24 protein-coding genes and 1 pseudogene are annotated in these 23,515 nt (G+C 62.9%); 21 read left to right on the top strand and 4 right to left on the bottom strand.

All coding sequences use genetic code 11. The annotated features are described in order from the left end of the window. Positions 1-459: 459 nt before the first annotated feature. The 14 genes from ACCAA_RS09320 (at position 460) to ACCAA_RS09255 (ending at position 13,805) form a co-directional block, all read left to right on the top strand. The gene (locus ACCAA_RS09320; protein ID WP_186406968.1) at positions 460-1,083 is read left to right on the top strand and encodes a hypothetical protein; all 624 of its coding nucleotides are present in this window, start codon (positions 460-462) and stop codon (positions 1,081-1,083) included. 179 nt (positions 1,084-1,262) lie between these two features. After that, entirely contained in the window at positions 1,263-1,916 is a 654-nt protein-coding gene (locus ACCAA_RS09315) for a lytic transglycosylase domain-containing protein (protein ID WP_186406967.1), read from the top strand. After that, positions 1,913-2,401, top strand: a complete 489-nt coding sequence (gene gspG / locus ACCAA_RS09310; RefSeq protein WP_281193182.1) for a type II secretion system major pseudopilin GspG — start codon at positions 1,913-1,915, stop codon at positions 2,399-2,401. Before ACCAA_RS09315 ends, gspG begins: the two co-directional genes overlap by 4 nt. A gap of 18 nt (positions 2,402-2,419) precedes the next feature. Beyond that, positions 2,420-3,622, top strand: a complete 1,203-nt coding sequence (locus ACCAA_RS09305; protein ID WP_186406966.1) for a type II secretion system F family protein — start codon at positions 2,420-2,422, stop codon at positions 3,620-3,622. After that, positions 3,619-5,322 carry a GspE/PulE family protein gene (locus ACCAA_RS09300; RefSeq protein ID WP_186406965.1) on the top strand — a complete coding sequence of 568 codons (1,704 nt, stop codon included), beginning with the start codon at positions 3,619-3,621 and terminating at the stop codon, positions 5,320-5,322. Before ACCAA_RS09305 ends, ACCAA_RS09300 begins: the two co-directional genes overlap by 4 nt. Beyond that, a complete protein-coding gene (locus ACCAA_RS09295; RefSeq protein ID WP_186406964.1) occupies positions 5,303-6,187 on the top strand; it encodes a hypothetical protein in 885 nt (294 codons plus the stop codon). The genes ACCAA_RS09300 and ACCAA_RS09295 overlap by 20 nt, the downstream gene beginning before the upstream one ends. Then, on the top strand, positions 6,184-6,780 hold the full coding sequence (locus ACCAA_RS09290; RefSeq protein ID WP_186406963.1) for a hypothetical protein: 597 nt from the start codon (positions 6,184-6,186) through the stop codon (positions 6,778-6,780). Before ACCAA_RS09295 ends, ACCAA_RS09290 begins: the two co-directional genes overlap by 4 nt. After that, positions 6,777-7,403 carry a hypothetical protein gene (locus ACCAA_RS09285; protein ID WP_186406962.1) on the top strand — a complete coding sequence of 209 codons (627 nt, stop codon included), beginning with the start codon at positions 6,777-6,779 and terminating at the stop codon, positions 7,401-7,403. Before ACCAA_RS09290 ends, ACCAA_RS09285 begins: the two co-directional genes overlap by 4 nt. After that, positions 7,400-7,984, top strand: coding sequence for a hypothetical protein (locus ACCAA_RS09280; protein ID WP_186406961.1), 585 nt, complete (start codon positions 7,400-7,402; stop codon positions 7,982-7,984). The genes ACCAA_RS09285 and ACCAA_RS09280 overlap by 4 nt, the downstream gene beginning before the upstream one ends. Further along, positions 7,984-10,461 carry a cohesin domain-containing protein gene (locus ACCAA_RS09275; protein WP_186406960.1) on the top strand — a complete coding sequence of 826 codons (2,478 nt, stop codon included), beginning with the start codon at positions 7,984-7,986 and terminating at the stop codon, positions 10,459-10,461. Before ACCAA_RS09280 ends, ACCAA_RS09275 begins: the two co-directional genes overlap by 1 nt. Positions 10,462-10,467: 6 nt before the next feature. Then, entirely contained in the window at positions 10,468-11,016 is a 549-nt protein-coding gene (locus ACCAA_RS09270) for a prepilin-type N-terminal cleavage/methylation domain-containing protein (RefSeq protein WP_186406959.1), read from the top strand. Between the two features lie 26 nt (positions 11,017-11,042). Beyond that, the gene (locus ACCAA_RS09265; RefSeq protein WP_245754519.1) at positions 11,043-11,453 is read left to right on the top strand and encodes a type II secretion system protein; all 411 of its coding nucleotides are present in this window, start codon (positions 11,043-11,045) and stop codon (positions 11,451-11,453) included. 2 nt (positions 11,454-11,455) lie between these two features. Then, positions 11,456-12,115: a type II secretion system protein gene (locus ACCAA_RS09260; RefSeq protein WP_186406957.1), complete on the top strand. Its 660-nt coding sequence runs from the start codon at positions 11,456-11,458 to the stop codon at positions 12,113-12,115. A gap of 28 nt (positions 12,116-12,143) precedes the next feature. Beyond that, complete coding sequence (locus ACCAA_RS09255; RefSeq protein WP_186406956.1) at positions 12,144-13,805, top strand: SulP family inorganic anion transporter; 1,662 nt, start codon at positions 12,144-12,146, stop codon at positions 13,803-13,805. Between the two features lie 14 nt (positions 13,806-13,819). Here the strand turns inward: ACCAA_RS09255 and ACCAA_RS09250 are convergent, their stop codons facing one another. Next, positions 13,820-14,665, bottom strand: a complete 846-nt coding sequence (locus tag ACCAA_RS09250) for a hypothetical protein (RefSeq protein WP_186406955.1) — start codon at positions 14,663-14,665, stop codon at positions 13,820-13,822. A 528-nt stretch (positions 14,666-15,193) separates the two neighbouring features. On the opposite strand from ACCAA_RS09250, the gene ACCAA_RS09245 reads away from it, so the two are divergent. Both ACCAA_RS09245 and ACCAA_RS09240 read left to right on the top strand, forming a co-directional pair. Next, a complete protein-coding gene (locus ACCAA_RS09245) occupies positions 15,194-16,702 on the top strand; it encodes a hypothetical protein (protein ID WP_186406954.1) in 1,509 nt (502 codons plus the stop codon). 68 nt (positions 16,703-16,770) lie between these two features. Further along, positions 16,771-17,214: a hypothetical protein gene (locus ACCAA_RS09240; protein WP_186406953.1), complete on the top strand. Its 444-nt coding sequence runs from the start codon at positions 16,771-16,773 to the stop codon at positions 17,212-17,214. A gap of 106 nt (positions 17,215-17,320) precedes the next feature. Here the strand turns inward: ACCAA_RS09240 and ACCAA_RS22605 are convergent. After that, positions 17,321-17,455 (bottom strand): annotated as a pseudogene (locus tag ACCAA_RS22605) (type II toxin-antitoxin system RelE/ParE family toxin); the annotation flags it as partial. A 109-nt stretch (positions 17,456-17,564) separates the two neighbouring features. Between ACCAA_RS22605 and rpsF the strand changes: the two are divergent. The 5 genes from rpsF (at position 17,565) to dnaB (ending at position 20,604) form a co-directional block, all read left to right on the top strand. After that, positions 17,565-17,951, top strand: coding sequence for a 30S ribosomal protein S6 (gene rpsF / locus ACCAA_RS09235; protein WP_186406952.1), 387 nt, complete (start codon positions 17,565-17,567; stop codon positions 17,949-17,951). Continuing rightward, the gene (gene priB, locus ACCAA_RS09230; protein ID WP_342674045.1) at positions 17,948-18,295 is read left to right on the top strand and encodes a primosomal replication protein N; all 348 of its coding nucleotides are present in this window, start codon (positions 17,948-17,950) and stop codon (positions 18,293-18,295) included. The genes rpsF and priB overlap by 4 nt, the downstream gene beginning before the upstream one ends. After that, complete coding sequence (gene rpsR / locus ACCAA_RS09225) at positions 18,267-18,542, top strand: 30S ribosomal protein S18 (RefSeq protein ID WP_034923543.1); 276 nt, start codon at positions 18,267-18,269, stop codon at positions 18,540-18,542. Before priB ends, rpsR begins: the two co-directional genes overlap by 29 nt. 14 nt (positions 18,543-18,556) lie before the next feature. After that, positions 18,557-19,015, top strand: coding sequence for a 50S ribosomal protein L9 (gene rplI / locus ACCAA_RS09220; RefSeq protein WP_186406951.1), 459 nt, complete (start codon positions 18,557-18,559; stop codon positions 19,013-19,015). A gap of 149 nt (positions 19,016-19,164) precedes the next feature. Further along, positions 19,165-20,604 (top strand): replicative DNA helicase, encoded by a 1,440-nt coding sequence (gene dnaB, locus ACCAA_RS09215; RefSeq protein WP_245754518.1) that lies wholly within the window; start codon positions 19,165-19,167, stop codon positions 20,602-20,604. Positions 20,605-20,662: 58 nt separating this feature from the next. On the opposite strand, the gene ACCAA_RS09210 is transcribed toward dnaB, so the two are convergent. Beyond that, on the bottom strand, positions 20,663-21,955 hold the full coding sequence (locus tag ACCAA_RS09210) for a transglutaminase-like domain-containing protein (protein ID WP_186406950.1): 1,293 nt from the start codon (positions 21,953-21,955) through the stop codon (positions 20,663-20,665). A 107-nt stretch (positions 21,956-22,062) separates the two neighbouring features. Continuing rightward, positions 22,063-23,490: a PhoH family protein gene (locus tag ACCAA_RS09205; protein WP_186406949.1), complete on the bottom strand. Its 1,428-nt coding sequence runs from the start codon at positions 23,488-23,490 to the stop codon at positions 22,063-22,065. Positions 23,491-23,515 lie beyond the last annotated feature (25 nt).

Genomic DNA, 23,515 nt, shown 5'->3' with positions numbered 1-23,515 from the left:
GGTTTGCCGCTCCCCGCGCTCCCTGCTATCCCGGCAGCAGCACAGGGGGAGTGAACGGTTACCTCCCCTGAGCATCAGCACACCGCCCTCCGCCTCCTCTCCACGCTCTGTGCCACACTGTTCTCAAGCGTCGCCTGGAGCGCCTCGTGCAGCTACACCAACTTCTCGATCGGCAGCGAGTTTGTCGCCAAGGCGGGGCCGGTCAATGTATAGTCAAGCGCCGCAAAGGTGAAAGAAGACCCTCGCAGGGCGAACGAAGGTTTGACCGCCACCGGCCATGAAAATGGGTTGGCGTGAATCAAGCTGGGCGCAGAACGCCGGGGTGCTTCGCCAGGAAATGGGACGTGCCCTGCCAATACGCGATGGCTCAGCTCTCGATACCACTCGACAGTTCCTAAACACCGAACGAAACCTGTTCGTCGATCGTGGTTGGACGTTTTACCGGGTGACCAACTATTGGTGGCCGCCGAAGCCATGACACAAGAGCAAACCATTTTTGAGCAGGATCGGGCGCATCTCAACTTCCAGAGTGCCGTTCGGGAAAAGTTCGCGTTCCTCAACGATCTCGGCTTCTCGGAAATCGAGGCGCTGCCAACGCTCGTTCGCTACCGAAAAGATGATGTTGAGGTGGATGTGTATTACGGTCGACAGTCGTACGAGATCGGGGCTGGCATCTCGTACTTGGGGGCGCGATACGAGATGGCAGACATCATTCGCGCGATGGACGCCGACGCTGCCGAGCGATACGGTGGTGCAATGGCCTCAAGGATGGAAGGCGTGGTCGCAGGGCTTGAGGAGTTAGGTTCGTTGATCAAACGCCATGGCGTTGCGGCGCTTCGAGCTGATCCACAGTTCTTCTCGACACTTGAGGAAAAACGTGAAATCTGGAGGAAGGACTACTGGCTCGATGGTCTTGCCCGGCAATTGCGACCGCAGGCAGACGATGCATTTCACCGAGGGGACTACTCAAGAGCGGCTGAGTTATACGCCCGCATTCGAGATCGCTTGAGCCCCGCAGAGATCAAGAAGCTGACCTTTGCGGAGCAGCGCAGTCAGTGTTGGCGACCAGGATCCGCTGGATAGCGTGCCAGAGCACGCTCCATGGCAGTCTCGTCCTCACCAAGCCTCTTGAGAGCCTATTCACCGTGCCGGTGGCCCACCGCAGCAGTGCCCACTGCTGCGGACCATGGTATCCTTGGCGATCGAAATCTGGCGGCCGAATCAAGAAATGTAATCCTTGGGGGTAAGGACAATTGACTGGGGTGACTGACGCAAGGTGTTCGGCAACGCAGCCTGTGCTTGCGCACGTGGCGCTGGCGTTGCTTCTCGGCGGAATGTTCCTGTCCTCCGCCGAGGCGGCGACGGTCGGTAACGTCTTCGTCTCGTATTCCGACGCAGGCGTGCCGAGCTACGCCAGCCAACGTCTGGACGCGAGCTATCGGTTGTTCATCCGCGGCGAGATGGCGCCCGAGGGTCGCGGCAAGGCTTCGGCGAAAGCCGGCAACGAGAACCAGGCTCAAGGCAAACGCCAGTTGACCCCGCTGATCGAACATTACGCGCGTGTCCACGACGTGGCGCCTGGACTCGTGGCGGCCATCGTGGGTGTTGAATCCGGGTTCAACGCCAGTGCCGTTTCACCGAAGGGCGCTGTCGGCGCCATGCAACTGATGCCCGCTACGGCTGCACGCTACGGCGTCACCCATCCCGAGGATCCGGCACAGAACATCGAAGCCGGCGTACGCCACCTCAAGGACCTGCTCGTTCAGCATCAGGGCAACGTCGCGCTGGCCCTGGCGGCCTATAACGCGGGCCAGGGAGCGGTCGCCAGGAACGGCGGCCGGATTCCGCCGTATCGGGAAACGATGCTCTATGTACCGGCGGTACTGGCCGCCGCAGCGCGGGGAGGCGGGCAGTGATCAAATATCTATTCTCCGTCCGGCTCAGTGACTTCGCTTGCGCGGCTGCAGCGGGTCGCCGCGGTCGTCGCGACCATAGGCGCCCCGCCGGCGGCTTTACGCTGCTTGAACTCCTGGTGGTGGTGACCATCATCGGCCTGCTGGCGGCGTACGTGGGGCCGAAATATTTCTCGCAGTTGGGCAAGTCCGAACAGGGGATCGCCAAGGCGCAGATCGAAGCCTTCTCGCGCGCGCTCGATTCGTATCGGCTCGATGTCGGCCAGTATCCGACTACGGAAGAGGGGCTCAATGCCTTGCTGACCAGGCCGAACAATGTCGCCAAGTGGAACGGGCCGTATCTCCAGAAGGCGGTGCCGCCTGATCCCTGGGGTCGGGCCTACCTTTATCGGGCGCCTGGCGCCGCCGGCGACTTCGACATCGTCTCCTACGGCAAGGATGGGCAGCCCGGTGGGACCGGCGACGCCGCCGACGTCACCAATCAATGAGGCTGCCGTGGAGCAAGGATGCGCTTTGAAGTTCGTGCCCTCACTCCCGACAATCTGATCGAGACGCACACTGTAGACGCCGCTGATGCCGGGGAGGCGGGCAGGCAGCTTCAGCAGCGGCGGCTGCAGCCGCTGTCGATCAAGGCCGCCAGCGGGACAGTCACCGGTTCTGCCGCCTTGCCCGGCCGTAGCAGGCGATCGTTTTCGCTGCTGCTCTTCAGCGCCGAACTGCTGGCCTTGCTGGAGGCCGGACTGAGTCTGGTCGAGGCCTTCGAGGCGCTGCTCGAGAAAGAGGCTTCGCCGATTTCTTCGGCCGTGCTCGATCGTCTGATCGGAGACCTGCGCGAGGGCCAGCGGTTTTCTGCTGCCCTGGCTCGGCAGCCCGATGTCTTTCCGCCGCTGTACGTCGGCATCGTCAGGGCTGCCGAGGGAACCAGCGACCTGCCGCGGGCGCTGTCGCGCTATATCGACTACCAGACGCGGCTCGATACGGTGCGCAACAAGATGATCAGTGCGGCCATTTACCCAATGATCCTGCTCGTCGTCGGCTGCGGTGTGACCTTGTTTCTGATGGCTTACGTCGTGCCTCGCTTCTCGGCGGTGTATCAGGGAAGCGGGCGTTCGCTGCCGTGGCTGTCGCAATTGCTCCTCGACTGGGGACAGTTCGTCGGCGAGCATTCGGCGACCGTTGTCGGTGGCCTCCTGCTGGTGGCGCTGATTGGATCTTGGTGGCTGCGACGCTTCGTCAGCAGCGGTCGCTGGATCGTCTTCCTGACGCGCTTGCCGGGAATCGGCGAACGCGTCAGGATCATCGAATTGTCGCGGCTGTACCTGACCACGGGAATGCTTCTCGAAGGCGGCATTCCGATCCTGGCTGCACTGGACATCGTCGCCAACGCGGTCTCGGCGAACACGCGCGAGGCGCTGCTCGCCGCTCGCCGGATCATCTCCGACGGCGGTACGCTATCGCAGGCCTTCGACAGCAGCCGCCTGGCGACACCGATCGCCCTGCGCATGCTGCGCGTCGGTGAAAGGTCAGGGCAGATGGGGGCCATGCTGACCCGCTCGGCGCTGTTCTACGAAGGCGAAAGCGCGCGCTGGATGGAGCGCTTCACCAAGGTCTTCGAGCCGCTGTTGATGACCGCCATCGGACTGCTCGTCGGACTGATCGTCGTCCTGCTCTACATGCCCATCTTCGACCTGGCGGGTACGCTGCAATGAATGCTCCCGCCTGGAACGCCAGTCAAGGCCTCACCGACGAGGTCCTGCGCCAGGCGAGAAGTCTGGCGCAGGCGTCGGGACGTTCGCTGGTGACGGAACTCGAGGCGCTGACCGGAAGCGAGCCGCGCTGGGTGGTCGACCAACTTGCCCGGCGTTTTCACCTGGCGCTCATGGAGACCAGCGAGATGCTGGCCTGTGCGCCGGCGTTCGACCTTCTGCCGCTGGCCAGGGCACAGACCCGCACTTGTGTGCTCCTGCGCTCGCCGCAAACGCTGGCCAGCAGCCGGATCATCGGGGTCACCGCCGATCCCTTTGATAGCGACTGCATGGTCTGGCTGAGCAGCCTGGCCGGCAAGCCGGTCCACTACTGCCTGGCTCTGGCGGCCGATATCCAGGCCTATCTGTCAAAGCATGAGGAGTCGGTGCATGCCGTCCACTCGCTCATGGGCGATGCCGGCGGCGCGCCCGAGCGCTACCGGACGACCGAGGTCCTGAGTTTCGCTTCGGTCAGCGAAGCCGCCAGTCCGGCCGTCAAACTGGTCAACTCGACCGTTTATGACGCCGTCAAAGCGGCTGCCAGCGACATCCATCTCGAGAGCACGCCGACCGGCATCACGATCAAGTACCGTATCGACGGTGTTCTCGACACGATCACCCAGGTCAATGGCGTGGTCCTGGCGGAGCAGGTCATCTCGCGACTGAAAGTCATGGCCGAGCTTGACATTGCCGAGCGGCGAATACCACAGGATGGCAGTTTTCGGGTCGAAGTCGCCGGCCGCGACATCGACCTGCGCGTGTCGATCATGCCCAGCATTCATGGCGAAGACGCGGTCGTTCGCATCCTCGACAAGCGCGGGGTCATCGAGGCGCACGGTTCTCTGACCCTCGACTCGCTGGGTTTCGACGATCGCTCACTGAAGGCCCTGCGGCGTCTGGCCGAAGAACCCTACGGCATGCTGCTGGTCACCGGTCCGACCGGTTCGGGCAAGACGACGACGCTCTACGGGGCGATTTCCGAGATCAACAACGGCCGCGACAAGATCATCACCATCGAGGACCCGGTCGAGTACCAGTTGCCCGGCGTGTTGCAGATTCCGGTCAATGACAAGAAGGGCCTGACTTTTGCCCGCGGTCTGCGCTCGATCCTGCGCCACGACCCCGACAAGATCATGGTCGGCGAAATCCGCGACCGCGAGACTGCCGAAATCGCTGTCCAGTCGGCACTGACCGGGCATCTGGTGTTGACCACCGTGCACGCCAACAACGTGTTCGACGTCTTCGGTCGTTTCACGCACATGGGCATCGACCCCTACGCCTTTGCCTCGGCACTCAATGGCATCTGGGCACAGCGGCTGCTGCGCGTGAACTGCCCACGCTGCAGCGAGCCCTGTACGCCCAGCGAAGCGGAGCGCGAGCGCTTCGCGATCACCGCCGAGGATCTGGCTCGTTTCGACTTCCGCCGCGGTAGCGGCTGCGGCGATTGTCGCGGCAGCGGTTACCGCGGGCGCAAGGCGGTTGCCGAGATCCTCAATCTGAACGACGAGTTGCGCGAACTGATCATTGAGAAGCGGCCGATCCGGCAACTCAAGGAAGCGGCCTACCGCAACGGCACGCGCAGCCTGACGGAAGCCGCACTTCGCCTGGTTGCCAGGGGTGAAACGACGCTCGAAGAGCTACGCCGTGTCACGCTTTCAGGGTAAGCGCGTGCTCCTCGGGTGCACGGCCGAGGGCGCTGTGCTGCTGGCGGGGCAGGCAGCGACCGCCAGGGACGTCCTGGCGTGGGTGGCGGTTGACCCGTCGCAGTCCGGATCGGTGGCGGCATTGTGTGGCGCAGTCGCGGAGCTCAAGCCGGAGAAGCCTGTGTCGGCCACGAATGGCACGAATACCACGAATACCACCATTCGCGCCTCGTTGAGCGTGACCGTTGATGACGGGCTGGCGCGCAGCTTCATCGTCACGCCACCGAGCGGCGCGCAAGGTCTGGCAGAGCTGCGGGCCAGCGCGGCGGCACGCTTTACGGCGCTTTACGGTGAGTCGGGCGAGGCCTGGCTGCTGGCGGCCGACTGGCAGGCGACTGCTCCCTTCATCGCCTGCGCCTTGCCACGGCCACTCTATCAGGCGCTCGACGGCCTGGCCCAGATGAGTGGCTGGCGCCTGGAATCGGTGCGCCCGGCGTTGGCGCACGTCTGGAATCGGCTGCGCGCCTCGATTCCTGACGACGGTTGGCTGATCGTCGGTTTCGGCCAGACGCTGACTCTCGTCCATACCGCCAAGGCGCAGGTGGCCGGCCTGCGCACCGTGCGCCTGCCCGGCGCTCCGGACTTGCCCGAACTCGTCACGCTGCTCGAGCAGGAGCACCTGCGGGCACAGGTGCCCGGCGAGGCGCACGATCGGCAAGCGCTGCTGTGGACGGGAGCCGCGGACTGGTTGCCGGTAGCGCCGACGATTGCCGGGTTGACGTCGCGCGCGCTGCCCCTGCGCGCCCATCTGCGGTCGGCAGGCGATCTGTCCGAGCCCTGCCAGCTCGCCTGCCACTTGGCGCTCGCCGGAAGTGTGACTCGATGATGAAGCCGCTGGACATCGACTTCGTCGATCGTTCGCTGTGGCGCCGGCCGCTTGCCTCGCGCCAGCGGCAGATCCTGATCGGCATCGGCGTGGCCGAAGCGCTCACCGCGCTGGTGGTCGTCTGGCAGTGGCGGCAACTCGATGGGCAGCTCGATGAAACGAAGCAGGCGATCGCCCTGGCGCGTCAGGAGATCGTCGCGCGCACACCGCCGGTGCCGGCGCCGCTGCTCCTCAGCGAGCCGCAGATCGTCGCCATCAACAGCGCCATCGGCCAACTGAACACGCCCTGGCCGGCTTTGCTGGATGGTTTCGAGCGCGTCGCCAGCACTGACATCGCCCTGCTGCAGATCGAACCGGACCACCGTCGGCGCCTGGTCAAAGGCGTCGCTGAGGCCAGGGACCATCAGCGGATGGTCGACTACCTGGAATTGCTGGGGTCGGTCGCGCCGTTTGCCGGGGCGATGGTGACCCGCCAGGAGGTGAACGAAAAGGACCCCAACCGGCCGCTGCGTTTCATGTTCGAGGCGCTGCTCGACGATTCGGCAGCCGTCGCGGTCGCGGCCGAGGGCGAGCAGACCGGGAGCGCCGAGTGAAGGAGATCAAGTGGAACTCCGATCGGCTGCGGCTGGCGGCTGACCTCTGGCTATATCGGCACGGCCCGTGGTGGCTGGTGCTCACCGGTGTACTCGGGCTGCTGCTGGGCTTCATCGTGATGGTCATGCCGCGGCTGGATGGCGAGCTGGCAGCGAAAGTCGCGACGCTGAACGAACTGCAGGTCCGCGTGGCGAACCGCCAGGAACCCGCCGTCCCGGCGGCGCTTCCAGCCGCCGCGTCCGCAGCGCACTACCAGGGCTTCAGGCAGGCACTAACCGACGATGAGCAGGTCCTGCCAAGCATCAAGGCCGTGCTCGACGCGGCAGAAAGCCATCATCTGATCAGCACGCGCGCCGAGTACGTTCGTGGCCGCGACGCCAATGCGCAGGCGGAGACCTTGCAGATGACCGTGCCGGTCAAGGGGCGCTATAGCGACGTCCGGCGCTGGATCGAAGAGATCCTGCGCACACAGGCCTACGTGGCGGTGAATGAAGTCGGCTTCAAACGCGAGGACATCGGCGTGAACCAGATCGAGGCCAAGGTTCGCCTGACCATCTGGCACCACCCGGCGAGGCCAGGCGAGTACCGCAGCCGGATCGATGCGGGTGAAGTGGATCCATGAACGGCCGTCGTCTGCTATTGTGCTCGCTGCTGGTGGTGGCCGCTTACCTGGCTGTGTTTGGCGACAAGACACCGAACGACAGGCCTGCTGGCGATGTCGTCCAGCCGGCACCGGCAAGGGTCAAGGGCAGTGCCGGCCCGGGCGGGCCAGCGTGGACGCCGGCTGAAAAGCGGCCAGCCGTGTCGAGGCTTCCCGCCGGCAAGGCAGTGTCTACTCTCGAAGTGGCGGCCCTGGTGCCGCGTGACAAGCTGATTCCGGCGCCCCCGGCTCCTGGCGACGAGCAGTTCGGTCGTGATCTGTTTCCGGCGCTGAGCTGGGCGCCGCCGCCACCGAAGCCCCTGCCGCCGGCGAAGCCGCCGCCGCCGATGGCGCCGCCAGTGCCCTTTGTGTACCTGGGCAAGAAACTCGAAGGCGGGCAGTGGGAAGCCTATCTCGGGCGCGGCGAAGATGTGTTCATCGTTCGCGAGGGAATGAAGCTGGAAGGCATCTACGAGGTCAAGAGCATCAAGCCGCCGACGCTGACGCTGGTGTACGTACCGCTGAAACAGGCGCAGACCATCTCCATCGGAGGATCGCAATAGTGAGCAAGGCCAACCTCGGCCAGTCGGGACCGCTACGCTGGCGGCGTTGCTGCCTGAGCGTCGCAACAGCGCTGTTGCTCGCCGGATGTGCAGCGCAGAACGCCTATCGCGAAGGACAAGCACTGTTGGCCGACGACAAGGTCGATGCCGGGCTGGCCAAGATTCAGGAAGCGATTGCCCTCGACCCCGCTTCCGCCGAGTATCGCATTGCCTATGTCCGCGCCCAGGATCGCTACCTCAATGCGAGTCTCGCCAAGGCGGAACGGTTCCTCGCCGAGGCGCGTTACGAAGAGGCCGAAGGCGCCTACCGCCGTGCGCTGGCGCTGCAGCCGGGGAATGAGCGAGCGCGGGCTGGCTTGCGGCAGATCGAGACCGCTCGCCGGCACGAAATCCTGTTCCAGGAAGCCGAACTCGCCTGGACGAAGAAGGATCACGAGCTGGCCCTGGCGCGCCTGCGGGCGATCCTTGCCGCCAACCCGAAACACGAGCGCGCGCTCGCCCTGCAACGACTGATCGAAGAGAAGACCACCAAGCCAGCCAAGGAGTCCGTGTTGACCGCAGCTTTCAGGAAAGCGATCACCATCGAGTTCAGGGACACGCCGCTGAAGACGGTTTTTGAAGTGATCTCGCGAACCTCGGGGCTCAATTTCGTCTTCGACAAGGATCTGCGCGCCGATCAGAAAACGACCATTTTCCTGCGCAACAGCACCATCGAGGCGGCGATCAACGTCCTGCTGCTCACCAACCAGCTCGACCAGCGCGTCCTCGACGGCAACTCGATCCTGATCTACCCGAATACCCCGGCTAAACAGAAGGAATACCAGGCGCTGGTCGTCAAGACCTACTATCTGGCGAATTCGGATGCCAAGACCGTCGGCATGACGCTCAAGACGATCCTCAAGACCCGGGATATCGTCATCGACGAGAAGCTGAACATGCTGATGATCCGCGACAGCCCGGAAGCGGTGCGTCTGGCGGACAAGCTGGTCGGCTTGCAGGACATTCCCGAGCCCGAGGTCATGCTGGAAGTGGAAATCCTCGAAGTCAAGCGCTCGCGGCTGCAGGCGCTGGGGATCAACTGGCCGGACAACATAGCCCTGCGAGCGCTTCCTGTCGACGGCCTGACGCTGAAAACCCTGGGCAACATCACCTCGGCGACGACCGGCGTGACCGTCGGGCCGGCGATCATCCGTGCCAATCAACTCGACACCGACGTCAATCTGCTGGCCAACCCCCGTATTCGCGCGCGCAATCGCGAGAAGGCCAAGATCCTGATTGGCGACCGCGTGCCGAACATCACGTCGACCATTACAGTGGGTTTTTCCACCGAGTCGATCACCTACATCGACGTCGGCCTGAAGCTCGATGTCGAACCGACGATCTATCTCGACAACGAGGTGGCGATGAAGATCACGCTCGAAGTCAGCAACATCGTCAACCGGATCGAGACCAAATCCGGCACCGTCGCCTACCAGATCGGCACGCGCACGGCGACCAGCGTCCTGCGCCTCAAGGACGGCGAGAACCAGTTGCTGGCCGGCCTGATCAGCGACGAGGACCGGCGAACGGCCAACAAGGTCCCTTTCGTCGGCGAGATCCCCATTCTTGGCCGGCTGTTCGGGAGTCACTCCGACGAGGGTATCAAGACCGAGATCGTGCTCTCGATCACGCCGCACATTCTGCGCAACATTCAGCGTCCCGAAGCGTACCTGGCCGAGTTCGACGGCGGCACCGAAACCAGTTTCCGGGCGCGGCCTGATGGCGGCGGGGTGGGGCCGGCATTCAACGCTCCGCTGCCTGGCCCCGCGACGGCGCCGGGGGCAGCGACCGCAATGCCATTCGGCATCGGTGCCGGCGTCGGCGCCCCAACGTCTGGTACGCAGAGTAGCCCGATCTCGTCCGCGGCGGAGGGAGGGCTTGGCGCGCGAACGACGACCGGTTCGCTCCAGCAGGGTGCGGTGGCCAATCCGCAGGCCAATCCTTTCCTTCCATCGACCGAGGGCGCCATACCACAGGCCGACGTGGCGCTGTCCGGCGGTGGGCAACTGGCGCTGCAAGCGGGCGGATCGGCACAACTGCTCTGGCAAGGTCCGACACAAGTCAAGGCGGGCGAGACTTTCGCGCTACAACTGGTGATGCAGGCCGATCGGCCGGTCGTCAGTTTGCCCTTGGCCATCCGCTTTGACCCGCGCCTGCTGCAGGTTGCCGATGTCAGCGAGGGTGGGTTTCTCAAGCAGGGTGGTGCGCAGACGAGCTTCAGTTATCGCGTCGACCCCGGCGGACAGGTGCTGCTCACCGCGACACGATCCGGCAACGGCGGCGCTACCGCTCCGGATGCCATCGCCACGCTCACTTTTCGTGCCTTGGCGGCCGGCGCCGCGCACATCGATCTGATCACCATCGCCCCGGTCGGTGCGGGTGGGGCAACGATCAACACTGTCCTGCCCGCAGCGCACGCCCTGACCATCAGTCCTTGAGCGCTTATGAAGGATCAGACCACCTGTCCGGCGTGCCTCACGACGACCCACGGCCGTCGCTCGCGCGACTTTCATGGCCATGCACGCCGAACAAGCGGCTTTTCGCTCATCGAACTGATGATCACTCTCGCCGTGCTCGCCGTTCTCGCCAGTGTCGTCGTGCCGGTGGCGCAGACGTCCCTGCAGCGCAGCAAGGAGCAGGATCTCAGATTGGCCCTGCGCGAACTACGCGCGGCCATCGACCTCTACAAGAAGGCCAGCGACGAGGGGCGCATCCGGAAATCGATCGCCGACACCGGCTATCCCAAGAACCTTGCGCTCCTCGTCGAAGGCGAAGAGGACCTGCGCGACCCCAAGCACCGCAAGATCCATTTCCTGCGGCGGATTCCCCGCGACCCGCTGCATACCGATGCCGGCGTGCCGGCGGCAGAGACCTGGGGCAAACGAGCCTACGCCAGCGAAGCCGACAACCCCCAGGAGGGCGAGGACGTGTACGACGTCTACTCGAAGTCCGCCGGCATCGGTCTCAACGGCGTGCCCTACCGGCAATGGTGAGGACCCGTCATCAGCCAGGACGCGGCTTGCTTGCCGTCGTCTTCGGCCGCAGTGCGCTCGCTGTGGGGGGCCAGGGCTTCACGCTCATCGAGCTACTCGTCGTCCTGTCGATCATCGCCTTGCTGCTCACGCTGGCCGTCCCCAGATACTTCCACAGCATCGACACCGCCAAGGAAGCTGTGCTCAGCGAAAATCTTCACATCGCTCGCGAAACGATCGACAAGTTCTACGGCGATAAAGGCCGCTATCCCGACAGTCTCGATGAACTGGTCAGCGAAAAGTATCTACGCTCACTACCGCACGACCCGATCACCGGCAGTGACAGCACGTGGACGATCATCGCGCCCGAGACGCCGGGGGCCAAGGGAAACGTCTATGACCTCAAGAGCGGCGCCGCAGGGACTACCCGCGAGGGCAAACCCTTTGCCGAGTTGTAGCGATGCGGCGCGATTCCTCACCGGGCGCACACACCGGCCGCGTTGACGCCGGTTTCACCTACCTCGCGCTGATGATCCTGGTCGCCATCCTGGCCCTGGCGACGAGCGCCACGCTGACGCTGGGCAGCATAGCGCAGCGGCGTGAGACCGAGCAGCGCCTGCTCGAAGTCGGCGCCGCCTATCGCCAGGCAATCACCAGCTATGTGAACAGTAGCCCGGCGGGCCGCCGCAGCTACCCCACCTCGCTCGCCGATCTACTCAAGGATCCGCGCTATCCCGGCGTCCGCCGGCACCTGCGACGGCTCTACCCCGACCCGATCACCGGCAGGAACGAGTGGCGTCTGGTCGCGGCTCCGGGTGGCGGGATCATGGGGGTAAGCAGCCTGTCGGACGCGCGGGCGATCAAGATTGCCGAGTTCGACTCCGAAAATCAGTTGTTCGAGGGGAAGTCGCGCTATTCGGAATGGGTTTTCGTGGCCCTGCCTGGTACGCCAGGTCTTGGCGCAGGACCGACCGTACCGGGGCAGGGCGCGAACCCGACGGCGCCAATACCGGGCCAGCCATCGCCACAAATCCCCAGCCTGTTTTCAGCGCAGAACCCGGCGCCCGTTCCCGCACCACTGCCTGTGCCAGCGGGACTGGCGATCGTCCCCCAGCAGTGAATTCGTTGACCACAGGGAGGCCGTAACGATGCTACGCTGGCTGACAAATTATCGACGTGAGTGGCTGGCCGGCGACCTCTCTGCCGGCGTTATCGTCGCCCTGATGCTGCTTCCCCAGGGCATGGCCTATGCCATCGTCGCCGGCCTGCCGCCGGTCACCGGGCTGTATGCCAGCATCCTGCCACCGATCGTCTATGCGCTGTTCGGCAGCAGCATGGTTCAGTCGGTGGGGCCGATGGCGATCACCTCGCTGATGACCGGCACGGCGCTGGCAGCGCTGACAGCGCCCGGCTCGGCGCTGAGTGTGGTTCTGGCCGGCCAGATGGCGCTGATCGCCGGCGCGACGCTGTTTCTCAGCGGTGTTTTCCGCCTCGGCTTTCTCGCCGGTTTTCTGAGTCGTCCGGTGATGAGCGGTTTTACTACCGGGGCAGCCCTGGTGATTACCGGCGGGCAGATTGAACCGCTGCTCGGTGGCCCGCTGGTGGCCATCCATCCGCCCAGCGCGATCATCGGCCTGAGTTCGCTGCTCGCCCTGTGGCTGGCAAAACAGTTTCTGGTGCGCGGGCTGAGGGCTCTGGGCTTGTCGGCGAGACTGGCAGACATGCTGACCAAACTCGCGCCGGTGCTGGTGTTGGTCATCGCGACTGCAGTTGCGGCACTGGGATTGGCGCAGGCCAGGGTAAGGGTGGTGGGCGACATCCCGTCAGGCATGCCGACCATGGCCTTGACGCTGTCGGCCGAACACTGGCGGCCTTTGCTGGTGCCCGCCCTGCTGATCGCCTTCATGATCTTTCTGTCCAGTCAGTCAGCGGCGCAATCCCTCGCGCAGAAGCGCGGCGAACGCATCATCAGCAACCGCGAGTTGCTGGGCCTTGGCGCGGCCAATCTGGCGAGCGCGCTATCGGGTGCTTTTCCGGTCACTGGCAGCATCTCGCGGTCGGCGGTGAATTACGCGGCCGGCGCCAATACGCCCGTGGCCGGCGTGATTTCGGCCTGCCTCATCGTGCTTGTCCTGTGGGTGCCGACCACCTGGGTGTCGCTGCTGCCGCTGCCGGCGCTGGCGGCGACCATCATTCTGGCGGTGCTCGGCATGATCGACTTCACGACTCTGCGCGACGCCTGGCGTTATGACCGCAGTGACGCCGGAGCGCTCCTGGCGACCATCGCCGGCGTGTTGCTGCTGGGTGTGGAAGAGGGCGTCGTTCTCGGCGTCGTGCTCTCGCTCGCGACGCTGATCTGGCGCACCAGTCGGCCGCATATCGCCGTCATCGGCAAGATCCCCGGCAGCGAGCATTTCCGCAATGTCGAGCGACATCACGTCGAAACCCTGCCCGAGGTGCTGATGCTGCGCATCGACGCCGACCTGTTTTTCGGCAATGTCGACGCGGTTACCGACCACCTCGAGAACCTGCTCAAGGCGCGCGCGGCCGAGGGTCTGGCCACGCACCATGTGGTGCTGGTCATGTCGGCGGTGAGTCTGATCGACACCACTGGCCTCTACGCCTTGACCGAGATCAACCGTAGTCTCGAAGCACAGCGCGTCAAGCTGCATCTGACCGAGGTCAAGGGGCCGGTGATGGACCGTTTGCAGCGCAGTGAACTGCTCAGTCGGCAACTCAGTGGGCAGGTGTTTCTCAGCACTGCGCAAGCGTTTCGCAGCCTTGGTGAAGGGGCGTCACAGGAAAACTGAAAGGTGCGCCGGACTCAAGGGCAATCGCGCGGCGAGAAGCCCACGTCTCCGGTAAGCACCTTGCGCATGTCGTAGACATGGAATCTCAAGGTGAGGTTTTTCTTCCTTCCGTCCGATCGGCAGTAATCTCCAAGTAGTTGCGATTTCAGATACTTCACGAGCTGCTCCAGGGAAACGCTGTCTTTACCGTGACGCGGCATCGATGCGGTAACGGCCAGATAAGTATCTGCAAAATCTTGCTCGCAGCCTGCCGGACAAAATGAAGTGGCGCCTGTAAGCTCAATGTAGCCGACGGTCATGGGCATTTTGCTTCGGGTTTCAGCCGCCCAGTCATTGAGAAATCGCACGTTAGCAGGCGCGGCCTCTTTTGGCGTGGCACTTGCAGCGCAATCGGCCGGGTAGACCCAGAAATTGCCGATCGAAGCATTGCGCATGTCTTTGACGAATACACCGAGCGTGATGCCTTTCTGCCTCCCCGGAGAGCGGCAATATCCCTCTAGCAAGTCTGGCTTCAGGGATTGCTCCATTTGCCCGATCGTGGCGTTCTCCTTGGTAACACGCGTCGCCTTTACCCCCAGGAGGAGATAGTCAACGTTGTCTGTTTGCTCACAGCCAGCCCGGCACCTCGAAATTGCTTCTGTAAGCTCGAACGCGCCCATCGGAGACGGAATTCTTGTTCTGGTCTCGGCGGCCCAAGCGTTCAAGAACTGCGCATTGGATGCTTGTGCCGAAGCTGGCACGGCCGTGAAACCCATCAAGACGGCAGTGTACAGCCAGACCGAGTGGACGGATAGTCCCGACCGAATTTCTCTCCTTGCCGCTTGCGGATGACCATGAATGCCGGATATCGTTTCGTTCATTTTGGCTGTTTCCTTTTCTCGGTGGGTATCATTTGGGCACTCGAACGGGCCTGCACACGAAGCGTGAACAGAACCCCGCGGGCGATTCTATCCTCATTCAACCAGGCTTTCCCGCTCGTGGCCGCGCTCAAACCGGAGCATGTCTCGCCAGGCGCATTACTTGCATCGCCGCCGTGTCGGAAAATTTTACAGTCGACCACCGGATTGATCAGTATCTAACCGCATTGGATTGATATAAGACCACAAATAATAGTGGCTTAGTTCTTGCTTTGGTGTTGTGACCGAGATCGGATGCAAAAGGCTTACAGGGAGAGCGCCTTTGTTGATCGCCTTTTTTGGAAACCGTAACCCCGTAGACATTTCGGCGCAGTAACGTGTGATCGTTGGTTTGCCCCAAGTGATCGGCAGTTTCCCGATAGCCCGTAGAGTTTGTCAATACCACCAAGCGGAGGGATAGTCATGATGTCATTTGCACCCAAGCACGCCGCGATACCGCGCAGAACCAAGCTCGCTGCCGTCTTCGCCTCGGTGTTGCCGCTTCTGGCTGCAGGCGCGGCCGAGGCATCGGTCACCGTGGCGAACGGTTTCGAAGGCGGGTCGCAGCTCATCAATTGTGCGTTGGGCGAGTGCTTCCGTCCGCCAGACACGATGGGTGCCGTGGGGACCACGCAGTTCCTTGAAACCAGCAACGGCAGCATCCGGATCTACGACAAGAACACCGGAGCGGTGCAATCGAGCGTGAACATGGAGGCCTTCTGGGCGGCTGCCGGACAGCCTGGCGGCGCCGGGGGTGACCAGCGCGTGCTGTTCGACCATTACACCAATCGATGGATCGTTAGTGGCTTCGGACCTACGGGCAACATCGTCAATATCGCGGTGTCCAACAGTGCGGACGCGTTGGGACCGTGGCAGTCCACCCGGATCACGGGTGTGGCCGGCACCACGCTGGACTACCCGACGCTGTCCCTGGATAACAAGGGTGTCTACATCGGCACCAACAACTTTAACTCCAGCGACGTCTTCACCGGCACCAGCGTGTTCGTGATCCCGAAAACCAGTCTGTTCGGCGGCGCACCGAGCTTGACCGACATGACCACCTTCACCACGCCGTTGGCCGGTCCGAACAACGGCGCCGCGATCCAGGCGGCGCTCAACTGGCAGGGCAATCCGACCAATACCACAGCGGTCATGGCCGACAGCAAGATCTCCGACGCACAGGTTTTCTATCGGCTGACCGGCGTGAACGGTCCCGCTGCCACGCAGTCCGCGTCGGCGATTATCACCGGGTCCCAGTACACTTACTACGGCGATGGGGGACGTCAGCCTGACGGCAGCCAGGTGGTCGACCTGTTGAGTCCACGGATCTCAGCCAATGTGGCGCAGCTCAACGGCAAGTTGTACTCGGCGATCACCGTTGAAAATCCGAATGACTTAGGTCATTCGGGCGTTCGCTGGTCGGTGGTCGACGCCCTCACCGGATCGCTGATCAAGCAGGGATTCATCGGTGGCGGCGGGTACGACTACTATGAAGGCTCCATCGCGGTCAACGAATTCGGCGAAGCGGTGATCGGCTACAACCGCTCAGGCTTCCAGACGGACGACACCAACGGCGATGGCTTGGCCGACGGCAACATCAGCTTCCTTGCACGAGCCTTCCTGGTCGACGGCACAGGAGGGCTCGACCAGTACGGTTCCGACATGCTGCTGCGCGTCAGTGGCATCAGCGACTACCACTGCAGCACTCGCGCCAACCCGGCTGCCTGTCAGGAGCGATGGGGCGACTACAGCGCGGTCACGTTCGATCCGACGAATCACCACGATTTCTTTGCGATCGGTGAATATGCGAGTCAGTGGGCGATCGTCCCGAACGTCACGACCACCGAGCGAGCGATCTGGAACACTTACATCGCCAAGATCGCTTTTGCCCAGTCCGCCGCTGTTCCCGAGCCCGTGACGTACCTGCTGGTGCTCCTCGGCCTGGTGCTGGCGACGGTGTCGACGCGGCGCGGCCACCCGACGACGGGTGTTTCGCCATAGGATGTTGGTGACGTCTGCTGCCAACGAGGAAAAAAGAGGGGCGGCGTGAAACTCGCTTTCTGTCTTTCATGTTTCTTGCAGTGAGGACACCTGAGTTCTACTCGTTCATTCGCCATGTGCTGGCGGTAGCGATTATAGGAGGATCGCTGGTCGCAACGAGTAGTGAAGCCGGAGAAGTCGCAGGCCCCATTGTCGGCGCGTGGGGTGGCGATCGCCTAAACCTCATCCTCGGCGTGGAGGGCGGTAAACTCGACTATGACTGCGGCTCGGGTTCGATCAACGAGCCGGTGCGGATTGATTCGCTGGGCCGGTTCACCGTTCGTGGTGCCCACACCCCCCATCATGCCGGACCCGAACTGACCGATTGGGCCGCAACGACGCGTGCTGCCACCTATGATGGTCGCGTGTTTGGGGCCGTACTCGAGCTTCGCGTGCTGATCGACGACGAGGCCATCGTACGTAGCTACCGCCTTGACAAGAACCACAAGGTCAAACTGATCCGATGCCGTTAGCTCCGTGGCGTATAGATCGGGCAATACGGAGCAGCTACTCCCAGCGTCTGACCTGTGGTTACACGATCAGAATTGACCATGTGTGCGCACGATCTAACCTTATTCGTTAGACCATCCCCTTTGCGGTAGATGGCTTGTCACCACCCGCAAGCAAGACGATGTACACGTCGTCCTTCTTGATGTAATAGACGCCGTAGCCTGGTCCGTGATCGATACGCAACTCGGAGACGCCTTCACCGACTCAGCGCCAATTCGATTGCCAGGCAAGCCGTCAGGCAGCTATAATGCGGGGTTTTTCCACCTTGCTCCACCGCTCGCATGACGGGGGGCTTCAACCACAAGGAGTGTACATGCGCCATTATGAAATTGTTCTGATCGTCCATCCGGATCAGAGTGAACAGGTGCCGGCGATGGTCGATCGGTACAAGACGCTGATCGCCACGCGTGCCGGGCAGATTCACCGTCTCGAAGACTGGGGACGCCGCCAGCTCGCCTATCCGATCCAGAAGTTGCACAAGGCCCACTATGTGCTGATGAACATCGAGTGCGATGACGCGACGCTGACCGAGCTCGAGCACGGCTTCAAGTTCAACGACGCCATCCTTCGTCATCTGACGATCAGGACCAAGCGCGCGGTGACGACGCCGTCACCGATGATGAAGGACGAGAAGTCGAAGTCGATGCTCGAAGTCCGTGAGCCGGCGCCGGCCGAAGCTGTCGCTGCGCCAACCGCCTGATTGTCGAGGCTCTGCTGAACCGCGTCGAGCTGGTCGGAACGCTGATCGAGCGCCAGGCGCTACGCTTTACGCCGGCCGGTGTGCCGGTCACCGAGTGTCTGATCGGGCATCAATCAGAACAGGTCGAAGCGGGCAGCCGACGACGTGTCGAGTGTGAAGTCCAGGCGATTGCCCTGGGCGCGCCGGCGCAGTGGCTGCAGGCCGCAAGTCCTGGGGCAGCGCTCCATCTGACGGGCTTTCTCGCCGCTCGGAGCCGGAACAGCAAGCAGCCAAGACTGCATGTAACAACGATCGAATTTGTCGAGGAAAATCAAAATGGCAAGGTTCTTCAAGAAGAAGGATGACAAGAACGTCAAGAAGCGTGGTAGTGGTCTGTTCAAGCGGCGCAAGTTCTGCCGCTTCACTGCCGAGAAGATGGAAGAGATCGACTACAAGGACGTCGATCTGTTCAAGGAATACATCGCCGAGAACGCCAAGATCATGCCGGCTCGCCTGACCGGCACCAAGGCCGGCTACCAGCGCATGCTGTCGGTGGCCATCAAGCGTGCCCGTTTCCTGGCGTTGCTGCCGTATACCGATAATCACCAGTAAGCGAGGACAGGACGATGCAAATTATTCTGATGGAAAAGGTCGGCACCCTCGGCAACCTTGGTGATCTGGTCAACGTCAAGGCGGGCTACGCGCGCAATTTTCTGATTCCGAAGGGCAAAGCCAAGCGTGCGACGCCGGCCGCCCTGAAGGAGTTTGAAGTCAAGCGCGCCGAACTCGAGAGTGCGGCAGCCGCCAAGCTGGCCGCCGCGCAGGCACGTGCCGAAGAGCTGAGCGGTGCGCTCGTCAGGATCGCGCGCAAGGCCGGTGTCGATGGTCGTCTGTTTGGTTCGGTGACCAACTTCGATGTCTCCGATGGTCTGCGCGCGCTCGGTTTCGAGGTCGAAAAGTCGGCCGTGCGCATGCCGATGGGTCCGCTCAAGACGATCGGCGAGACGCAGTTGGAAGTGGCGCTGCATGGCGATGTGCTGGCGACCATCACGGTGGCCGTGGTCGCCGAACAGATGAAGCTGTAGCTTGTTGATCCGGCGCCGTTTTCCGGTGCCAGGTGGAAAGCCTTGCCTGCGGGCAAGGCTTTTTTGCGTCTGGGTACGGGGGGGAGGCAGGGTTGGCTTCGACTCGCTGCCTCACCGGTCCCGTTGCAGTCTCATTTAGCGGGTTCGCCATGACCAAGTCGTTCGATTCATCCCTCTCCGACGGCGGACAACGCTCAAGCAGTCGTGGTGCGCGGCGTGAGCGGGGGCCGCAGGCGGACTCCGTACTGTCCGAGTTGCGCGTGCCGCCGCACTCGCTGGAGGCCGAGCAGTCGGTTCTCGGCGGCTTGTTGCTCGACAACGCCGCTTTCGACAAGATCGCCGATCTGATGAGCGAGGGCGATTTCTATCGTGACGAGCACAAGCGCATCTATCGGCAGATTCGCAAACTCCTCGAACGTGGCAAGCCGGCCGATGCGGTGACCGTCGCCGAGAGTCTCGACCAGGCGGGGGAGGGTAGCGAAACCGGCGGCCTGGCCTATCTCGGCGAATTGGCGGCCAACACGCCATCGGCAGCGAATATCCGGCGTTATGCCGAGATCGTTCGCGAACGGGCGATTCTGCGCCAACTGGTCACCGCCGGCGACGAGATTGCCGGTAGCGCGCTCAACCCGCTCGGGCGCGACCCGAAAACGCTGCTCGATGAAGCAGAGGCGAAGGTCTTTGCAATTGCCGAAGGCGGTTTTCGTCACCAGAGCGGCTTCGTGCACATCAATCCGCTGCTGACGCAGGTGGTCGAGCGTATCCAGGAACTGCACGACCGCGACAATCCATCGGACATCACCGGCGTGCCGACCGGCTATCACGATCTCGACGGCAAGACCTCCGGCCTGCAGGGCGGTGATCTGCTGATCGTTGCCGGGCGCCCGTCGATGGGCAAGACCTCGTTTGCGCTCAACATTGCTGAGCACGTGGCGATCGAGGTTGGCCTGCCGGTGGCCATTTTCTCGATGGAGATGGGGGGTACCCAACTGGCGATGCGGATGCTGTCTTCGGTTGGCCGGCTCGATGCGCATCGCGTGCGCACCGGGCGCCTCAACGACGACGAGTGGTCTCGCCTGTCGTTTGCCCTGGGCAAGATGCACGAAGCGCCGATCTACATCGACGAGACGCCGGCGCTCAACCCGATCGACCTGCGTGCCCGGGCGCGCCGTCTGCACCGCCAGTGTGGTAAGCTCGGGCTGATCGTCATCGACTATCTGCAGTTGATGTCCGCCACCTCGCACGGCGAGAATCGGGCCACTGAAATCTCCGAGATCTCGCGCTCGCTGAAAGGTCTGGCCAAGGAGCTTGGCGTTCCCCTGATGGCGCTCTCGCAGCTCAACCGCTCGCTCGAACAACGGCCAAACAAGCGCCCGGTGATGTCCGACCTGCGCGAATCGGGAGCCATCGAGCAGGATGCCGATATCATCATGTTCATCTATCGCGACGAGGTCTACAACCCGGACACGCCGGACAAGGGCGTCGCCGAGATCATCATCGGCAAGCAGCGTAACGGGCCGATCGGTACCGTGCGACTGACTTTCCTCGGCGAGTACACGCGCTTCGAGAATTTCGCAAGAGCAGGGTAGGGGTGCCGGCAGGGGCGCCGGTAGGGGCGCAGCATGCTGCGCCCCTACGCCAGATTGTTCAGCCGTCGACGCGGCTGGCGGTGACCGTGTAGTTGAAGCGGGTGGTGTCCGTGCTGTCGAAACGAACGCCAGTCGCCTCGGCTTGCGGCAGGATCAGGAAAGGCAGCGTCCGGCCACTCCCACCCTGCAGTTTGACATCCAGCGCGGCGTTGTAGGCGATCCAGTTCATCTCCCAGAAGCCAAACAGCAGCTTCCTGAGAACGACCAGTTTCGCATCGCCACTGGTCAGGCCTTCGTCCTGGATCGATTTGCGCACATCTGCCGGATCGACCGGAATCCAGCCATAGCCCGGCGTATAGAATTCTGCGCGGCAGTGTTGGGCGGCGCGCAGGTTGCCGATCACGCCGAGACCGGTGAATAGACGCGAGCTGTCGACGCGCAGTCCGAAAACCGGACGCGCCGGAATTCCCATCGATCGACACAGCCCGACGAAGAGCAGCGAGATATCGGCGCTTCTGCCGCTCAGTTGGCCACTGTCGAGCATGGCCTCGATGTCGCCTCTGCCGATGCCGCTCGCCGATGGATCAAACATCGTGTTTTCGACCACCCAGTCGTAAATCGCCTTGCCCTGGGCGACCGGGTCCTTGATGCGACCAATCGCCCGCTCGGCAGTCTGGCGAACCAGTCCGTCGTTGGGGACCAGATTGCTTGCCTGCAGGCAGCGGCGAAGCACTTCGCCGCGCTCGGAGACGCTGCCGCGCCGGGTGATGTCGAAATGGCGATCCTGCTTGGCGACCTGGCTGACGAGTTGGAGCTGCGGTGTGCTGACACCCTCCTTCCAGTCGGCGTAGAAGACCTCCATTTCCGCCACCGGGTCGCGATAGATGCCGGCACTGTCGAAATTGCCCTGCCAGTTGTGGCCCAGTGAACGCTGCCAGGGGGTGTCCTTGTACTGCGCCAGCGGTAGCCATACGCGAAGCTTGCCCTTGACATTGTTGAGTGTCAGCGACGACGTCAGGTCATAGGTCCGCCACTGCGGCAGCGGTTCGTCCGGCAGGCTGATCGCGTTGCGCGGTTCGATGGCGGAGGGTGGCGTGGTGGCCACCACCGGGGCCGGTTTTTCGACGACCGGTCGGTAGCCGTGTCGCCCCGCTTTGTGGGCTCCGGCTTTGCCAGCAGCTTTTGCGGCGCCCCTGCCGCCGCTCTTGGCGGCTGGTTTGGCACCGGATTTAGCCACCGGTTTGGCGGTGGCCGGGGTGGCAGCCGTTTTTTTCTTCTGGTCGGCGAGTACCGATGATGGCGTCAGTAGCGAAAGAAGCGCCGAAGCAGCTAGGAAATCACGTCGTTTCAATCGACTCTCCGGTAAGCACAGGATCCTTGTTGCACGGAGCTGGGAGCACGGATCGGTGGCTGTAAAACGATCGGGCCGTGTCACAAGACACGGCCCGACAGCAGAGATTATAGCACTTCGGCGGCGTGGTCCGCGAGGCGGGAGCGCTCGCCACGTTGCAGGGTGATGTGGCCGGAGTGTGGCCAGCCCTTGAAGCGGTCGACGACGTAGGTGAGGCCGGAGCTGCCTTCGGTCAGATAGGGCGTATCGATCTGCGCAATGTTGCCCAGGCAGATCACCTTGGTGCCGGGTCCGGCGCGGGTGATCAGCGTCTTCATCTGCTTGGGTGTCAGGTTCTGTGCTTCGTCGATGATCAGGAACTTGCTGAGGAAAGTACGGCCCCGCATGAAGTTGAGCGACTTGATCCTGATCCGGTTGCGCAGCAGGTCATTGGTGGCCGCACGCCCCCAGTCGCCGGCATCGTCGTCGCTCTTGGTGAGTACCTCGAGGTTGTCCTCGAGGGCGCCCATCCACGGTCCCATCTTTTCTTCTTCAGTCCCCGGCAGAAAGCCAATGTCCTCGCCGACGGGAACGGTGACCCGGGTCATGATGATTTCGCTGTAGCGCCTGGCCTCGAGCACCTGGGTGAGCCCTGCCGCCAGGGTGAGCAGCGTCTTGCCGGTACCGGCCTGGCCGAGCAGGGTGACAAAGTCGATCTCCGGATTCATCAGCAGGTTGAGGGCGAAATTCTGCTCGCGGTTGCGGGCCATGATTCCCCAGACCTTGTTTCTGGGATGCGTGTAGTCGGTCAGCGTCTCGATCTCGGCCGTCGTTCCGGATACCTGACGGACGATGGCATAAAGAGGTCTCTCGCCTTCCTGGAAGAGGAACTGGTTGGCCAGCAATTGCGCGCACAGGGGAGCCTTGATGCGGTACAGCGTGTGACCGTCCTTCTTCCAGGACTCCATCCCCTGACCGTAATCATCCCAGAACTCGGGCGTCAGTTGGCGCATGCCGGTGTACAGCAGGTCGCTGTCTTCGAGCACCTTGTCGTTGAAGTAATCCTGCGCCAGCAGCCCGAGAGTACGGGCTTTGATGCGCATGTTGATGTCCTTGGAAACGAGGATCACCGGACGATCGGGATAGTGGCGCTGGAGGTGGACGACGACCGCCAGAATCTGGTTATCGACCTTGGCTGTCGGCAACCCTGCCGGGAGGTCACTACTGATCGCTTCGGTCTGCAGGAAGAGACGGCCGCTGGCCAGTTTGCGCGAAGGCCCGTAGAGCTTGATGCCCTGATCGATGCCCTCGTCGATGCTGGTGACGATGGCATCGAGCGTGCGCGTCACCTGACGCGCATTGCGGGCGATTTCCGACATGCCCTTTTTGTGGTCGTCGAGTTCTTCGAGGATCATGATCGGCAGGAAGACATCGTGCTCCTCGAAACGGTAGACACTGGTCGGATCGTGCATCAGCACATTGGTGTCAAGAACGAAGAGCTTGGTCGGCTTGGTGCTAGCGTCGCTATCGGCGCTGACTTCGGGTGGATGGGTCATGCGAGCGTTTTCCAGATAAGGTCGG

It is taken from the genome of Candidatus Accumulibacter aalborgensis (assembly GCF_900089955.1).
Classification (GTDB): Bacteria; Pseudomonadota; Gammaproteobacteria; order Burkholderiales; family Rhodocyclaceae; genus Accumulibacter; species Accumulibacter aalborgensis.
This window is presented reverse-complemented; position numbering and strand designations above follow the sequence as displayed.

What these genes read in the sequence shown, in the direction of transcription:
- ACCAA_RS09305 (WP_186406966.1), top strand. Translation starts at nt 2,420, where the DNA reads ATGCGCTTTGAAGTTCGTGCCCTCACTCCCGACAATCTGATCGAGACG.
- ACCAA_RS09300 (WP_186406965.1), top strand. Translation starts at nt 3,619, where the DNA reads ATGAATGCTCCCGCCTGGAACGCCAGTCAAGGCCTCACCGACGAGGTC.
- ACCAA_RS09290 (WP_186406963.1), top strand. Translation starts at nt 6,184, where the DNA reads ATGATGAAGCCGCTGGACATCGACTTCGTCGATCGTTCGCTGTGGCGC.
- ACCAA_RS09280 (WP_186406961.1), top strand. Translation starts at nt 7,400, where the DNA reads ATGAACGGCCGTCGTCTGCTATTGTGCTCGCTGCTGGTGGTGGCCGCT.
- ACCAA_RS09270 (WP_186406959.1), top strand. Translation starts at nt 10,468, where the DNA reads ATGAAGGATCAGACCACCTGTCCGGCGTGCCTCACGACGACCCACGGC.
- ACCAA_RS09260 (WP_186406957.1), top strand. Translation starts at nt 11,456, where the DNA reads ATGCGGCGCGATTCCTCACCGGGCGCACACACCGGCCGCGTTGACGCC.
- ACCAA_RS09255 (WP_186406956.1), top strand. Translation starts at nt 12,144, where the DNA reads ATGCTACGCTGGCTGACAAATTATCGACGTGAGTGGCTGGCCGGCGAC.
- ACCAA_RS09250 (WP_186406955.1), bottom strand. Translation starts at nt 14,665, where the DNA reads ATGAACGAAACGATATCCGGCATTCATGGTCATCCGCAAGCGGCAAGG.
- ACCAA_RS09240 (WP_186406953.1), top strand. Translation starts at nt 16,771, where the DNA reads ATGTTTCTTGCAGTGAGGACACCTGAGTTCTACTCGTTCATTCGCCAT.
- rpsF (WP_186406952.1), top strand. Translation starts at nt 17,565, where the DNA reads ATGCGCCATTATGAAATTGTTCTGATCGTCCATCCGGATCAGAGTGAA.
- rpsR (WP_034923543.1), top strand. Translation starts at nt 18,267, where the DNA reads ATGGCAAGGTTCTTCAAGAAGAAGGATGACAAGAACGTCAAGAAGCGT.
- rplI (WP_186406951.1), top strand. Translation starts at nt 18,557, where the DNA reads ATGCAAATTATTCTGATGGAAAAGGTCGGCACCCTCGGCAACCTTGGT.
- dnaB (WP_245754518.1), top strand. Translation starts at nt 19,165, where the DNA reads ATGACCAAGTCGTTCGATTCATCCCTCTCCGACGGCGGACAACGCTCA.
- ACCAA_RS09205 (WP_186406949.1), bottom strand. Translation starts at nt 23,490, where the DNA reads ATGACCCATCCACCCGAAGTCAGCGCCGATAGCGACGCTAGCACCAAG.